The organism is Sorangium sp. So ce302 (assembly GCF_051530145.1).
Classification (GTDB): Bacteria; Myxococcota_A; Polyangia; order Polyangiales; family Polyangiaceae; genus Sorangium; species Sorangium cellulosum_B.
Genome location: NZ_CP150326.1, coordinates 8,311,886 through 8,325,816, shown reverse-complemented (window position 1 = coordinate 8,325,816; position 13,931 = coordinate 8,311,886). Strand labels below are relative to the sequence as shown.

Genomic DNA, 13,931 nt, shown 5'->3' with positions numbered 1-13,931 from the left:
CCGACATGGCGCGGCTCGCTGCGATCGACATCGGATCCAACGCCATCCGGCTTCGCATCGTCGACGTCGATCCTCCGGCGCTCGGGGCGTTCGGGGCCGGCTGGGATCCGGCGCTCGCCGGGGCCGCGACCGGCGCGCCCGACGCGCCGCGCTTCCACCCGTTCCGCGATGTCCATGCGGATCGCGCGTCGGTGCGTCTCGGGCACGACGTGTTCACGAAGGGCCGGCTCGAGTCGGGGGTCATCGGCGCCGCCTGCGAGGCGCTCCGGCGCTTCCGCGCGGCGATGGATGCGGCCAAGGTCGACCGCTACCGCGCGGTGGCGACGAGCGCCGCGCGCGAGGCCCAGAACGGCGACCTCTTCGTCGAGCGCGCCGCGCGCGAGGCCGGCGTCCACATCGAGGTCATCGAGGGGGTCGAGGAGGCGCGCCTCGTCCAGCTCGCCGTCCGCGAGCGCGTCGCGCTCGGCGAGCGGACCGCGCTCCTCGTCGACATCGGCGGCGGCTCCACCGAGCTCACGCTGCTCCGCGGCCGCGGGGCCGTCTTCTCGCGCTCGCTCCCCGTGGGGACGGTGCGGATGGTCGAGGCCTTCCTCGAGGATCGCCGCCCGGTCGACGCGGGGCACCGGCGGCTCGTCGAGGAGTACGTCGATCGCGTCATGGTCGAGGCCACGCGCGAGATCGTGGAGCTGCTCGGCGAGGGGTCGGGCTCGGGGATCGATCTGCTCGTCGGCACGGGCGGCAACATCGAGACGCTCGCGGAGCTCTGCCCCGCGCCGGCCGGGTCCGCGGAGGGGCGGGCGATCGACGTGGCCGCGATGTCCCGCCTGCTCGACGAGATGGCGTCGAAGACGCCCGAGGAGCGCGCGCAGATCTACGGCCTGCGCCCGGACCGCGCCGACACCATCGTCCCCGCGGCGACGATCCTGGGCCGCATCGCCCGGGCGTTCGTGCAGCGGGTCATCGTCGCTCCCGGGGTCGGGCTCAAGGAGGGCGTGCTCGTCGATCTCGCCCACGCCCACTTCCTCGGCCCCGACTTCCGCGGAGAGGCCGCCGCGGTCAGCGACGCCTGCGTCCGGCTCGGCCGCCGCTACCACTTCGACGAGAAGCACGGCGCGCTCGTGGCCCGCTTCGCCGAGCGGCTGTTCGACGACCTCGCGCCGCGCCATCGCCTCGGCCAGCGCGACCGGATCCTCCTGCGCGCGGCGGCCCTGCTCCACGACATCGGCGACTTCGTCCGCTACGAGGGGCACCACAAGCACAGCTATTACGTCATCGCCCACAGCGACCTCATGGGCCTGACCCCGGAGGAGCGCGCGATCGTCGCGAACATCGCGCGCTACCACAGGAAGTCGCCGCCCAGCATGGACCACGACAACTTCCGCGCGCTCTCGCGCGACGCGCGCGCCAAGGTGAAGTCCATGGCGTCGATCCTCCGCATCGCCGACGCGCTCGATCGCGAGCACCGGGCCAAGGTCGCGGAGGTGAGCGGCCGCATCGAGGGCGACACGCTGGTGATCGAGGTGCAGGGCGCGGAGGACCGGGCGCTCGAGGAGTGGACGGTCGTCGCGAAGGCGGGGATGCTGCGCGACGCGCTCGGCCTGGAGGTGCGGATGGTCGACGCCACGCCGAGATCGCGCCCGCCTCCGGCCGCGAGCGCGGGCGGATGACGCGAGGCACCGCCGCGCTCGCGGCGGCTGACGCGAGGCTCCGCTGCGAGCGCTGGCGGGGTCGACGCCCGAAAAAGGCGCCGTGGCCTTTGCGTGGAGCCCTGCGGGCCACCATGAAGCTCGGCACGGGGGAGGTTCTGCCCCCGTGGACGAGCGCGGCGATACCGTACCGACGGGCGCGGCTGCGCCGCCGTGGAACAGGGGCGAGCGACCGTTGACGCTGAAATCTCCGAAGCTGATGGAGGCCCGCCGCGCCGCCGGCGTCCTGAGGTCCGCCCTGCGCGGGCACACGGGCGATCTGACGCTCGCCGACGCGTCGGCGAAGAGCGGCCTGCCGCTGCGCGACGCGGAGAGCGGCCTGCACCTGCTCGTCAGCGAGCACCGCGGCCACCTCAAGGCGACGTCCGAAGGTGAGCTGCTCTTCCGCTTCCCGCACGGCTTCACCAAGCCGTGGGAGACCCGCACGCGCCTCACGCGCGCGCTCCAGGCCGTCCTCCGGGCCGCCGCCGGCGTGGCTCGCTTCGTCGTGCGGGCGTGGATCGCGATCGTGCTGATCGCGTACGTCGTGATCTTCGTCGGGATCCTGATCGCCCAGCTGTTCGCCCGCTCGAGCAGCGACTCGCGCAATCACGACGGCGTCCCCGGATCGTTCGCCGGCTACTTCCTCTTTCGGCTGGTCCTCGACGCGATCTTCTGGACGTTCCACCCGTTCTCGCCGTTCGTGTGGACGGCCGAGCCGGCGTGGTCCTCGTCGCATGGCCACCGCGGGGCGCTCGGGCAGCGACGCGACGAGACGCCCTTCTACGAGAAGGTGAACCGGTTCTTCTTCGGCCCGACGCCGGCGCCGCGCGATCCGCTCGAGGCCGAGAAGCTCATCCTGGCCGAGATCCGCGCGCAGCGGGGCCGGATCGGGCTCGCCGACGTGATGCGCGTGACGGGGCTCTCGCGCGACGAGGCGGATCCGCTGATGGCGCGGCTGATGCTCGACTACGACGGCACGGTCGACGTGTCGGAGGAGGGGGGCATCGTCTACCGGTTCGAGGCGATCCGGCGGACGGCGGCGGAGGCGCCGGCGCGGGCGCCCGCGCCGGTCTGGGCGGAGCGCGAGGAGCTGCCTCCGCTGACCGGGAACGGGCCGGGGATGAACGCGCTCATCGTGGCGCTCAACGGGTTCAACCTGCTGATGAGCCTCTACGCGCTCGGGGCCCACCTTACGCTGGACAACCTCGGGCTCCTGGCGCGGGGCGTCCCGATGGCGGAGCTGCCCGCCACGGGGACGGCGGTCGCGCTCGGGGTGGTGCCGCTCGTCTTCTCGCTCGCGCTCTTCGCGCTGCCGCTCGGCCGGGCGCTCCTGCGCCCGCTGAAGCAGCGGAGGCTCGCCCGGCGGAACGGCCGGCGGGCCGTGCTACGGGCGATCCTTGCCCGCGTCGGCGCGAGGCAGGGCCGGGAGCCGATCACGGAGGCGGTGCTCCAGCGGGCGTGGCAGGAGGCGGCGGGGGAGCCGCCGCGCTCCGAGGAGATCACCCGCGAGGTGGTCGCCCTCGGGGGCGACGTCGACCTCGAGGCAGGCGAGGGGATCCGGTACCGCTTTCCCGATCTGGAGACCGAGGCGAAGGCCCTCGAGGCCGAGCGGGAGGCGGCCTCCGAGGAAGAGGCGCGCGCCGGGAAGGTGATCTTCTCGTCCGACGCGTGAACGCCGTCGCAGACGGTTTTTTCTGTGGTGCTTGATGAGGGCGCTGACAAAAACCGTCGATGACGTGTGCGCGCGTACGGAGCCGCACCGCATGGAACCGCCGTTCATTGACGCGCTCTGGTCTGGACGTCTACGTTAGGGTGAATTTCGCTCATGTACTCCGTTGACAACAGGGCCGGTCGTCTCATCGAGGTGAGGCTCGCATCACCGCTCCCGGCTGGCGAGGTCGACGCGTGCATCGCCCGGATCCAGGGCGTCGTGACCCAGAACCGGCACGGCGCTGTCGTCTGCATCGAGCTGCTCCAGGTCGACGTGCTCGCGCCCGAGAGCGCGGAGAAGTTCCTGGAGATGATGCGGGTCCAGAACGCCACGGTGCACCGGACGGCCTACCTGCTGCCGGTGTCGAACGCGATCCTGGGGCTCCAGGTCGAGCGCCTCATCCGGGACGCGCACAACTCGAGCCGAAAGGCGTTTCGCGACACCACCTCGCTCGAGGCCTGGCTCGTCCCGGTGATGACGATGGTGGAGGCGCAGCAGCTCCGGAAGTTCCTGTCCCAGCTCGGCTGAGGTGGAGCGCGCCGCCCGCGGCGCGCGCCGCGGGCGCCCCACCGCGCCAGGCGCTAGCCGCGGACGAACGGCAGGTACTTCGGCTGCCAGAACCGCGCCTTCACATAGGCCTCGACATTCCCGGGGTCGACCTTCGTGCTCCTCGCGACGCCGTCCTCGAACGCCGCGCGGATGACCGCAATGGCGACGCGCGTGGAGACCTCCTGGAGCTCCTCCACGGGCGGGTAGATGAGCCCGTTGTCGAGGTGCTTCTCCGCCGTGTAGTCGACGAGCGCATACGCCGCCGCGAGCACCATGCCGTCCGTGATCTCGCGCGCGTCGGACAGGATGGATCCGAACCCGAGCCCCGGGAAGATGAAGGCGTTGTTCCCCTGGCCGATGGGGATGGTCTTGCCGTCGCGCTCCACGGGCGGGAACGGGCTGCCGGTCGCGACGAGCGCGCGGCCCTCGGTCAGGGCGAGGATCTCCTCGGGGAGCGCCTCGCAGGCGCTCGTCGGGTTGGAGAGGGCGAAGATGACCGGCCGCGGGGTGTTGGCGGCCATGGCCTTGATCACGGGCTCGCTGAACGAGCGCGGCTGCCCGGACAGCCCGAGGAGCACGGTCGCGCGCGTGTTCTCGAGGGTCTCGAGCAGCGTCGGCACGGCCCCGGCCTTCTTCCACGCGGCGATCTTCCCCGGATCCTGCGCGAACTTGCGCTTGTACTCCTCCATCGGGCGGTCCTTCGCGAGCAGGCCCTTGGAGTCGAGGACGAAGATGCGGGCGAGCGCCTCGTCCTCGGTGAGCCCCTCGCGGAGCATCCCCTGGCAGATGGCCCAGGCGACGCCGACGCCGCCCGCGCCCGCGCCGTGGATGACCACCGATTGGTCCCTGAGCCGCTCGCCGCGCAGCCTGCACGCGGCGACCACGCCCGCGAGGGTGACTGCCCCTGTCCCCTGGATATCGTCGTTGAAGGAGGGGATCACCTTCCGGTACCGATCCAGCACGGAGAAGGCGGCCTCCTTGGAGAGGTCCTCCCACTGGATGACGGCGCGGGGGCAGCTGCTCTTCACGGCTTCGACGAACCTGTCGAAGAAGTCGAAGTAGGCGTCGCCGCGCAGGCGGCGCTGGCGAACACCGAGGTAGAACGGGTCCTCGATGAGATCGGCCCGGTCGGTCCCCACGTCGAGGACCACGGGCATCGTGTGGAACGGGCTCACGCCGCCGCCCGCCGTGTAGAGCGCGAGCTTGCCGATCGGGATGGCGAGCCCGCCGTAACCCTGGTCGCCGATGCCGAGGATCGCGGAGGAGTCGGTCGCCACGATCATGCGCACGTCCTCCCACGGGAAGCTCGCGAGCACGCGCTGGGCGCGATCGATGTTCACGGGAGAGAACGAGACGCCGCGCGCGCTCTGATAGAGGAAGTTGAACTGCTGCACGGCCTCGCCCACGGTCGGTGTGTAGACGATGGGCAGCATCTCGCCGAGGTGGCGATTGAGCAGCGCATAGTAGAGGATCTCGTTGCGCTCCTGGAGCGCCCGAAGATACTGATACTTGGCGATCGGCGTCGGCTCGCGGCGAAACCCGCCATAGACGCGGGCGAGCTGCTGTTCCATGGTGTTGACCTGCGGCGGGAGCAGCCCGTCGAGCCCGAGGTTCACGCGCTCTTCCGGCGTGAAGGCCGTCCCCTTGTTGGTCATGACGAGCCTGAGGAGGGCGATCCCGTCGAAGTACACCTCCATGTACTCGCGGCCATAGGCGTCTTTCTTGACGTCGAAATACTTTGATATCCTCACCATGGAGGCATTCTAAACCGATGCGCGCGCGCCGGCGAGCGTTCCTTGAGCGCTTGAGCGGGCGAGCGGGCGAACTCGGGTTGTTCCCGGTCGGTGAATGGAGTGTTTCTCACAGTGGTATCGCCGGCGGGCGAACCCGGGCGGATCCTGCTCGCCGGATGCAGTGCTTCTCACATTGTTATCGCCTCGTGGTATAGAGGCGCGATGCGACGCGTTGCCGTCATTGGAGGCGGTCTGGCCGGGTGCATCGTTGCGTTCCGGCGAGCGATGGCGGGCGACCAGGTGACGCTCGTCGAGGCGGCTCCGCGGGTCGGCGGGCAGCTCTGGACGGTGCGGGCCTCGGGCTTCGTCGTCGAGCTCGGCGCCGAGGGGTTCATCGCGCGGAGCGAGGCCGTCCCTGGGCTGGCGAGCGCGCTCGGCATCGCCGGCGATCTCGTCGGTCAGGAGACGCACCGGTCGTTCGGCTTCGACGGCGTCGCGCTGCGGGAGCTCGCGCCGGGCGAGGCGGCGGAGTTCCTCGGCTTCCAGGTGCCGCGCGACGAGCTCGGCAAGGGGATCCGGACCTTCCGCCTCGGGATGGCGCAGCTGACCGAGACGCTCGCGCTCGCGATCGCGGGGCGCGTCGAGGTGCGCACTTCCGCAGCGGTTGCCTCGCTCGCGAAGGTGGCCGGCGGCTTCCGCCTCGCGCTCGCCGGAGGGGCCGAGATCGACGCCGACGCGGTCGTCCTCGCCACCCACGCCGCCGGCGCGGCCGCGCTGCTCGGCGAGGCGGGGCGGGCGCTCCGCGACGCCGAGACGCTCTCCAGCGTGACCGTCTCGCTGGCGTACCCGCGCGCCGCGATCGAGCACCCGCTCGACGGCACCGGCTTCGTCGTCGCCGCGGGGCACCAGGCGCACGGCTTCCGCGCGTGCACGTTCACGACCTCGAAGTTCGCCGAGCGCGCCCCCGCCGGCCACGTCACGCTTCGCCTCTTCTTCCGCCCGGATCCGGCGGACCTCGAGCAGATGGGCGACGACGCCTGGACGGCGCGCGCCGAGGCCTCGCTCGCGCGCGTGCTGCGCGTGCACGGGCCCTCCGAGCGCGCGTGGGTCTCGCGCTGGTCGAGCGCGCTCCCGGTCTCCACTCCTGCGCATGCGGCGCGGGTCCGAGAGGCCGAGCAGGCGCTCGCCGGCAGCGGCGTGCTCCTTGCCGGATCGGCGTTCCACGGCTCCGGGATCGACGCCGCCGTGCGCTCCGCCGAGGCGGCCGCGGAGCGCGTCGGCGCCCTGTAGCGCGCTGTCGCGCTCCGGTGCGACCACGCACGAGAGGCGACCCGTCCTCCCGAAAGCTCGCAGGCTGCGCTGATGCGGCGCGCGAGGAGCGCGGCCTGCCAGTGTCGATCTGCGGTGACAGGCTCGACCCGGACGGGCGAGGATGCGCACCATGACCACCGACATCACCGGCTGTCACGGCACGCGCGAAATCGAGAGGCGCTTCGCGCTCGGCTTCATCGCGGCGTGCGTGGCCGCGGGCTGCCGTGACCAGCCGCCGCGGCCGACCGCCGAGAGCGCGCCGCCCGTCGCGGCGAGCTCACCTGCCGCCGTCGTGTCGGCGAGCAGCGCCGCGCCGCCCGCGTCGCCGGCGTCACCGGCCCTGCCCGCGCCGAGCGCGCGCCCGCTCACCGAGAAGGAGAAGCAGGCCCTCGCCACGTACAAGGCCGCGCTGGCGAGAGGCCGGCTCGCGACCAAGAAGCAGGACTTCAACGCGGCCATCCAGGCGTTCACCGAGGCGATCGCCGCGGACCCGAGCGACGCGCGGGCGCTCGCGGAGCGAGGCTTCGCGCACCTGACCGCGGGCGACAGCGGCGCGGCGGACAGCGATTTCGACGCGGCGCTCGCGGGGGCGGGCGATCCCGAGCTGCGCTCCCAGATCTGGTTCAACCTCGGGCTCCTGCGCGACAGGGCGGGCGACGCCGAGGCGGCCCGGGTCGCTTATGCCAACGCGCACCTGCTCAAGCCCTCGGCGGCCACGCGCGGCAAGCTCGCCGGCAGATCGACCTGCACCGTGGAGGTCCGCAAGGCCGACCTCGAGGGCGCCGATCTCGTGAAGGGGTGGACCGAGCTCCTCGCGCGGATCGGCGCCGCCGAGGGGGCGCCCGGCGAGGCGACGAGCGAGGCCGCGGCGCGAGAGCGCCTGTGCAGGCCCGACTCGAGGTGGGCGGACAGCCCGTGCGCCGGCGATGCGCCGTGGGTCTTCCCTCGCGACTACATGATGTACGTGCACCACAGCAACCATGTGGTCTTCCCCCGCAAGCCGGACGGGTTCCTGGTCGTGAACGGCGGTCATTCGGGGGGCTGGCCCGCGCACTGCCATGGGATACGCAGCGTGAGCGGCTCGGTCGAGGGGGGGCTGCTCGTGGTCGAGAGCACCTTCGACGGCGCTGGCGCGGTCTACGACGGAGAGGTTAACGACGAGATGCGCTGCCGGGACGGCGCGAGCTACCGCGAGCGGACGTTCTATGACGCGCGCTCCGGCCGGGCGATGGTGGCGCTGCGCTGGCCGGCTGGGAGCGAGGCCGACGTGAAAGTGCAGGGCGGTCAGCTGGTCGTCTCTGGTGGCGGCTGCGACGAGCGAGTCCGGCTCAACGTCAGCGCCAGCGCCAGCGCCAGCACGAAATAGGCCACGAGGTGCGCTGCGCGCGGTCGCCTGCTGCTGTCACTCCTGGCTCAGGGTGCCTGAGCGCCGTCGTGGGTCGTGCGTGACGCCCTCGGCATATGCAGGCCCAGGGCGGGTGCCTGGAAAAAGAAAATGGCGCGGCTCGTCGATTGCATCGAGGACTGCACCGACCGCGCTCGGACCGGCGAGCGCCGAGGGAGCGTGCCAATGCTGAAGGCGTTGAAGGCGGCGAAAAAAGAATCGACTCGAGGAACTTTTCTGTTGCGCAGCCCGTCCAAGGGGAGTACTTAATCGGAACACGAGGATTCGCCATGTTCAGCCGCCGCCACAACCTGCAGATCGTCACCATCCTGTCCAAGTCGGGAACGCCCGATGCGACCATGGCATGGGATCGCCTGCTGGGCGATGAACATTGGGCGCATAATCCAGGTTACCCTTGCGGCCTCCGTCCGTCGCGGAAGCTCGGTAACCCGGAGAATAGCGCCTAGAGGCAGCTAAGCACGCGTCGATCGACGACGTTCGCGAAGGCCGCCTCGGGAAACCCAGGCGGCCTTCGGCGTTCTGGGGGCTTGTGGGCTGTCGGCTCGTTGCGGCTATCGGCCCGCTCGTGGGCTGGAGATCTGCCGTGGGCTGTCGGCCTGCCGGTGGGCTGGAGAGCTGCTGTGGGCTTTCGGCCTGCTGTGGATCGCAGGCTGCCGGCGGGTCGAGGAGATGAGTTGTCTTGCGCGCGGCGCGCTACGTCGTCGCGCGCTGCGGTGGGGGAGTTGCGCCCGGAGAAAGGAGGCGCGGCAGAGAATGCGTTGGGAGCATTCGATTCGAGAATGAGCGCCGCGGCGCGCGTTCGCGGCGCCCGGTAATGCTTTCGCGGAATGGTCGACGTGCATTGGCTTGCCGACACAGCAGGCCAGGCGGAGGTGCGCCCTCCGCGCGGACCCGTAGCTCAAATGGATAGAGCAGCCGCCTCTTAAGCGGACGGCTGGAGGTTCGATTCCTCTCGGGTCCACCTGTCCTCGTCGGCGCAGCCGCGCCGGCGTCGGGGACACCTGATCTGTGACAATTTAGGATGACGTAGATGGAGGCGCGCTGCGCCTCCATGTTCCGGTGTAGCTCAATGGCAGAGCGCCCGCCTGTTAAGCGGGTGGTTGGAGGTTCGATTCCTCCCGCCGGAGCCGCGCCCCCATCGCGGGAGGCAGGCCCGTTTCGCTCACGCGAGGCGCCGGCTCGCCGCCAGCCGGGGGCGCGTCGGCGCCTCGTTCGAGCTGGCGCTGCGGGATGTAGCCTAGTGGAAAGGCGCCTCATCTGGGGTGAGGAGATCCGCCGGTTCGATTCCGGCCATCCCGACGATGGTTTGCGTGGGTGTTTCTCTTCTGGTGAAGAGGGCAGGTTGTGACCCTGCGTAGGCGGGTTCGATCCCCGTACGCCCACCCAGGACGGGTCGAACGGGCTCGGTTATCTTTGGGAGATCAACCCGAGCACGCTCTTTTATCCGTCCTCTTTTGCCCGGGGTCCGGGCCGGAGGTGGTGTGATGGCCGATTATCTGAAGCACTTCGCCGCGCTGGTCACCCCCCAGCGGCAGAAGGCCCGCGCCGATCAGGCGAAGAACAGCGCCGGCGGCTTCACCTTCGCCCTCGACGAGTGGGCGAGGCTCGACCGCTGGCTGATCCTCGGCGCCGAGGGGGGGACCTACTACGCGACCGAGCGGAAGCTCACGGTGGAGAACGCCCGCGCCGTCGAGGCGTGCCTCGCCGCGGACGGGCCCCGCGCCGTGCAGCGCATCGTCGACATCAGCGGCTCGGGGCGAGCGCCGAAGAACGCGCCCGCGATCTTCGCGCTCGCGATCGCCGCCGCCGACGCGAAGCTCGAGACCCGTCAGGCCGCCCTCGCGGCGTTGCCCGAGGTGTGCCGTACGGGGACGGATCTCTTCCACTTCACCCGGGATGTGCAAGGGTTCCGCAAGTGGGGGCGCGGGCTCCGGTCCGCCGTCGCCGCCTGGTACAACGACAAGCCCGTCGACAGGGTCGCGTACCAGGCGATGAAGTACCAGCAACGCGACGGCTTCAGCCACCGCGATCTCCTGCGGCTCGCGCACCCGGTCGCGCCGACCCCGCAGCACGACGCCCTTTACCGCTGGATCGTCGGCGGCATCGAGGCGCTCGGGAAGGAGTCGGCGCGCGGCAAGGCGCTGCCCATGACCGATCTGCCGGACGCGGTGCGCGCGTTCGAGTCGCTCGGCGCGGCGACGAACCGCAAGCAGGTCACCGCGCTGATCAGGCAGCATCGCTTCACCCACGAGATGCTCCTGACCGAGTGGAAGAGCGACCCCGCGGTCTGGGAGGCGCTGCTCGAGCACATGCCTCAGACAGCGCTCCTCCGGAACCTGGGGAGGATGACCGCGATCGGCCTGCTCTCGCCGATGAGCGACGCGTCCCGCAGGGTGGCGCGACAGCTCACCGACGCCGGGCGCCTGCGCGCGGCCCGGGTCCACCCCATCGCCGTGCTCTCGGCCCTCAAGGTCTATGAGCAGGGCCACGGCGAGCGCGCTCGCCGGCGCGCCAACGCGCTCTCGTGGACCCCGGGTCCGCGAGGTCGTCGACGCGCTGAACGAGGCATTTTACCTCGCGTTCCGGGCGGTCGAGCCGACGGGGAAGAAGCACCTCCTGGCGCTCGACATCTCCGGGTCCATGACCAGCGGATCCATCGCTGGCGTCCCTGGCTTGACGCCGCGCGTGGCGAGCGCAGCCATGGCCGTGGCGACGGCGAGGATCGAGCGCGAGTACGGCGTCGTCGGCTTCTCGGCGGCGTCGGGCGGTTACGGCGGCAAGTGGGGCGGGGGCGTCTCCGGCCTCACGCCGCTGTCGATATCGCCGGAGCAGCGCCTCGACGACGTGCTGCGCGCGGTGGGCGGCCTCCCCTTCGGCGGCACCGACTGCGCGTTGCCGATGGTCTGGGCGAAGCGGAACCGGGTAGAGGTCGACGCGTTCGTCATCTACACGGACAACGAGACCTGGGCGGGCGGCGTTCACCCGTTCCAGGCGCTCAGGGAATACCGGCAGGCGATGGGCCGACCGGCCCGGCTGATCGTCGTCGGCATGACGTCGACCGGCTTCTCGATCGCCGATCCCACGGACCCCGGCATGCTCGATGTCGTGGGGTTCGACGGGGCGGCCCCCCAGGTGATGGCGGATTTCACCCGGGGTGTCTCGTGACAGGCAGCGTGACGGACGGGCTCCGCCGGCCCGTCCGTCCGACGAGGGCGCCTCACGAGCGCCCTCCTTTTGCGGGACGCCGCCATGATGGATGGCGCCTGTCCTTCACCCTTTGCCCGGGATCTCCCGGGCCTCAGAGGGACAGTTCTCGTGGTTCGACTCCAGCGTCCCGCTCTCAGCAACAGCCCCCGAGCCCGAATGGATAGGGGCCGGCCTACGAAGCCGGTCGATGCGGGTTCGAGTCCCGCCGGGGGCGCCGGGATCCTCTCTCCGTCGCCCGCTCTCTCGCCCGATCCGGGCCGGAGGACGACGGTTCTCGGATCCCGACCTTGCCGCCGTAGCTCAGCCTGGTAGAGCACCTGACATTCCGCTCTCCACCATTTGCCCGATCCGGGCCGAAGGAGGACGGTTACCCGTTAATCTGGATGACGCGGGTTCGAATCCCGTCGGCGGCGCTGGTTTGCCCTCGTATGCATCTGGTGAGGCAGCCTGATTGTCGATCAGGTGAGGGGAGTTCGATCCTCCTCGGGGGCGCCTAGGGGTGTGCGTCATGGAGACGGCGGAGCCTCCAAAACTCCTGCGAGAAGGTTCGATTCCTTCACGCCCCGCCGCAAAAAAAGGAGCGCGATGATCCCAATAAGAACGATGAGTGATCGTCCAATGGGCGAGGAGGTAAAGGAGGTAACGGACGTGGGGAGACAAGGAGATGGATGTTCGATGATGAAGATCTGACGCCAGAGCCGCTGGCTCGGGGTGATAGTTCAACCGGGAGAACACTGCCTTCGCACGGCAGGGATCGAGGTTCGACCCCTCGTCGCTCCACCGGACGGGCCAATGCTCGTGGGTTACCATGCCGCTTGGCAGTTCCCCCTTGGGGCCTCCCCACGGCGCCCTTTGCCCGTTCGTTCGTCTCGTTGCCGAGGCGGGCCGCCGTCCGGCGGCCGCACACGATGTGCGGGCGCGCGGCGCCCGGCGGCCCGCCTCTTTTTTCGATGAACCCGCGGTGGTAGCTCAACGGTAGAGTGCGAGCGTGCCAGGCTCGCGACGGGAGTTCGATTCTCCTCCACCGCTCCTGTCAGGGGCCGCCCCTCGCGGCGCTCTGCGCCCGCGACATCGCGGCGCCGGGGCCGCAGGTCGGCTCTCCTGTTCATGTGCTTATCATGTGTCCCTGTCCCCATCTCGCTAGAGGCTCAGGCGGCCGGATTTTCGCTCCGGAGGCGCGGGTTCGAATCCCGCTGGGGACACCGGGCCGCTCCGCTCGCCAGCGTGCTCCTTCGGGCGCCCGCGCCCGAGCGAGCGAGCCTGCCAATTCCATCTTGATGATAGATTTCTGGGTGTGGCTCAACCTGGTAGAGCACCGGCTTCGGGAGCCGGGGACTGGGGGTTCGAATCCCCCCACCCAGACCGCGGAGGGGCGACAGCTCCGCCGCGACGCACGACGAAGACCCTCTGGGTGTGGCTCAACCTGGTAGAGCACCGGCTCGGGGAGCCGGGGGCTGGAGGTTCGAATCCTCCCACTCAGACCGCGTCGCGCGGACGTCACCGTGACGGAACGGCATACGTGGCAGGCTGAGATCCTGCGCCCTTCGGGGTATGTGGGTTCGAGTCCCACCGGTGACACCCTGCCCGGGTGGCGAAACGGCAAACGCTGCTGGCTTAGACCCAGCCATCTGGGGGTTCGACTCCCTCCCCGGGCACCGATTGCGTCTAACCTGGAGTGACGTCATGAAGAGAAAGAGACGATAGAGAGGTGGGCCATGACCGCGCAGACGCTGCTTTTGACGCCATGGATGGTGCCCCATAAGGTCATCCCCTGGCAGACCGCCGTCACGATGAGCTTCCTGGGCAAGGTGGAGGTCATCGAGGTGTACGACGATGTCATCCGGTCGCCGTCGCTCTCCATCAACGCGCCTGCGGTGGTGCGGCTGAAGCGGCCGACGCTGGGGATGAAGCGCGGCGTGAAGTTCTCGAGGCTCAACGTCCTCCTGCGCGACGGATTTTGCTGCCAGTACTGCGGCGTGAAGAAGGTGGCCCGTGAGCTCAACTACGATCACGTCATCCCGCGTGTGCAGGGTGGCAAGACCGTCTGGGACAACATCGTCGCTTCCTGCTACGCGTGCAACTCGGCGAAGCGGGGGCGCACGCCGGAGCAGGCCGGCATGAAGCTGCTCCGCGCCCCGGTGAAGCCGAAGTGGCTGCCGCCTGCGCCCGTCATGGGCCTGAGCGAGCGGCGCATCCCGGAGGTGTGGGCAGGCTACTGCGCGAGCTCGGGGTGAGCTGAGCCCCTCGCGCCGGCGCGCCCGCGGCCCGTCGTGCAGACGGCGGGTCGGGCGCGCCGGCGCGCGTCGGGGCTTCCGCCGGCGGCCGCG

At 70.5% G+C, this 13,931-nt stretch carries 8 protein-coding genes, 15 tRNA genes and 1 pseudogene; 23 read left to right on the top strand and 1 reads right to left on the bottom strand.

What is annotated here, in order from left to right; translation table 11 throughout:
- Positions 1 to 5: 5 nt before the first annotated feature.
- The 3 genes from WME73_RS31460 to WME73_RS31450 all read left to right on the top strand — a co-directional run bounded on the left by WME73_RS31460 (position 6) and on the right by WME73_RS31450 (position 3,927).
- Positions 6 to 1,667, top strand: a complete 1,662-nt coding sequence (locus tag WME73_RS31460; RefSeq protein WP_437740063.1) for a Ppx/GppA phosphatase family protein — start codon at positions 6 to 8, stop codon at positions 1,665 to 1,667.
- Between the two features lie 214 nt (positions 1,668 to 1,881).
- On the top strand, positions 1,882 to 3,360 hold the full coding sequence (locus WME73_RS31455) for a hypothetical protein (protein WP_437740062.1): 1,479 nt from the start codon (positions 1,882 to 1,884) through the stop codon (positions 3,358 to 3,360).
- A gap of 153 nt (positions 3,361 to 3,513) precedes the next feature.
- Complete coding sequence (locus tag WME73_RS31450; protein WP_437708746.1) at positions 3,514 to 3,927, top strand: hypothetical protein; 414 nt, start codon at positions 3,514 to 3,516, stop codon at positions 3,925 to 3,927.
- A 53-nt stretch (positions 3,928 to 3,980) separates the two neighbouring features.
- Here the strand turns inward: WME73_RS31450 and WME73_RS31445 are convergent, their stop codons facing one another.
- The gene (locus tag WME73_RS31445) at positions 3,981 to 5,699 is read right to left on the bottom strand and encodes an NAD-dependent malic enzyme (RefSeq protein ID WP_437917449.1); all 1,719 of its coding nucleotides are present in this window, start codon (positions 5,697 to 5,699) and stop codon (positions 3,981 to 3,983) included.
- 204 nt (positions 5,700 to 5,903) lie between these two features.
- On the opposite strand from WME73_RS31445, the gene WME73_RS31440 reads away from it, so the two are divergent.
- The 20 genes and pseudogenes from WME73_RS31440 to WME73_RS31345 all read left to right on the top strand — a co-directional run bounded on the left by WME73_RS31440 (position 5,904) and on the right by WME73_RS31345 (position 13,838).
- A complete protein-coding gene (locus WME73_RS31440) occupies positions 5,904 to 6,971 on the top strand; it encodes a protoporphyrinogen/coproporphyrinogen oxidase (RefSeq protein ID WP_437911926.1) in 1,068 nt (355 codons plus the stop codon).
- Between the two features lie 151 nt (positions 6,972 to 7,122).
- Positions 7,123 to 8,358: a tetratricopeptide repeat protein gene (locus WME73_RS31435; protein WP_437911925.1), complete on the top strand. Its 1,236-nt coding sequence runs from the start codon at positions 7,123 to 7,125 to the stop codon at positions 8,356 to 8,358.
- Positions 8,359 to 8,666: 308 nt separating this feature from the next.
- Complete coding sequence (locus WME73_RS31430; RefSeq protein WP_437740059.1) at positions 8,667 to 8,843, top strand: hypothetical protein; 177 nt, start codon at positions 8,667 to 8,669, stop codon at positions 8,841 to 8,843.
- A 441-nt stretch (positions 8,844 to 9,284) separates the two neighbouring features.
- A tRNA-Lys gene (locus WME73_RS31425) sits at positions 9,285 to 9,358 on the top strand.
- A gap of 94 nt (positions 9,359 to 9,452) precedes the next feature.
- A tRNA-Asn gene (locus tag WME73_RS31420) sits at positions 9,453 to 9,524 on the top strand.
- Between the two features lie 99 nt (positions 9,525 to 9,623).
- Positions 9,624 to 9,696, top strand: a tRNA-Pro gene (locus tag WME73_RS31415).
- Between the two features lie 12 nt (positions 9,697 to 9,708).
- Positions 9,709 to 9,783, top strand: a tRNA-His gene (locus WME73_RS31410).
- Between the two features lie 98 nt (positions 9,784 to 9,881).
- A pseudogene (locus WME73_RS31405) lies at positions 9,882 to 11,562 on the top strand (TROVE domain-containing protein).
- Between the two features lie 184 nt (positions 11,563 to 11,746).
- Positions 11,747 to 11,818: transfer RNA gene (locus tag WME73_RS31400), tRNA-Arg, on the top strand.
- Between the two features lie 75 nt (positions 11,819 to 11,893).
- Positions 11,894 to 12,017: transfer RNA gene (locus tag WME73_RS31395), tRNA-OTHER, on the top strand.
- A gap of 7 nt (positions 12,018 to 12,024) precedes the next feature.
- Positions 12,025 to 12,096 (top strand) — tRNA-Asp (locus WME73_RS31390).
- A 4-nt stretch (positions 12,097 to 12,100) separates the two neighbouring features.
- Positions 12,101 to 12,170 (top strand) — tRNA-Trp (locus tag WME73_RS31385).
- A gap of 142 nt (positions 12,171 to 12,312) precedes the next feature.
- A tRNA-Ala gene (locus WME73_RS31380) sits at positions 12,313 to 12,384 on the top strand.
- A gap of 178 nt (positions 12,385 to 12,562) precedes the next feature.
- Positions 12,563 to 12,633 (top strand) — tRNA-Gly (locus WME73_RS31375).
- 99 nt (positions 12,634 to 12,732) lie between these two features.
- A tRNA-Glu gene (locus WME73_RS31370) sits at positions 12,733 to 12,806 on the top strand.
- Between the two features lie 86 nt (positions 12,807 to 12,892).
- A tRNA-Pro gene (locus WME73_RS31365) sits at positions 12,893 to 12,966 on the top strand.
- 45 nt (positions 12,967 to 13,011) lie between these two features.
- Positions 13,012 to 13,085, top strand: a tRNA-Pro gene (locus WME73_RS31360).
- Positions 13,086 to 13,100: 15 nt separating this feature from the next.
- A tRNA-Leu gene (locus tag WME73_RS31355) sits at positions 13,101 to 13,182 on the top strand.
- Between the two features lie 4 nt (positions 13,183 to 13,186).
- Positions 13,187 to 13,259 (top strand) — tRNA-Leu (locus tag WME73_RS31350).
- 60 nt (positions 13,260 to 13,319) lie between these two features.
- On the top strand, positions 13,320 to 13,838 hold the full coding sequence (locus WME73_RS31345) for an HNH endonuclease (RefSeq protein ID WP_437740057.1): 519 nt from the start codon (positions 13,320 to 13,322) through the stop codon (positions 13,836 to 13,838).
- Positions 13,839 to 13,931: the final 93 nt, after the last annotated feature.

Coding starts and splice junctions, on each gene's coding strand:
- WME73_RS31435 (WP_437911925.1), top strand. CDS start 7,123: ATGACCACCGACATCACCGGCTGTCACGGCACGCGCGAAATCGAGAGG.
- WME73_RS31440 (WP_437911926.1), top strand. CDS start 5,904: ATGCGACGCGTTGCCGTCATTGGAGGCGGTCTGGCCGGGTGCATCGTT.
- WME73_RS31450 (WP_437708746.1), top strand. CDS start 3,514: ATGTACTCCGTTGACAACAGGGCCGGTCGTCTCATCGAGGTGAGGCTC.
- WME73_RS31430 (WP_437740059.1), top strand. CDS start 8,667: ATGTTCAGCCGCCGCCACAACCTGCAGATCGTCACCATCCTGTCCAAG.
- WME73_RS31460 (WP_437740063.1), top strand. CDS start 6: ATGGCGCGGCTCGCTGCGATCGACATCGGATCCAACGCCATCCGGCTT.
- WME73_RS31345 (WP_437740057.1), top strand. CDS start 13,320: ATGACCGCGCAGACGCTGCTTTTGACGCCATGGATGGTGCCCCATAAG.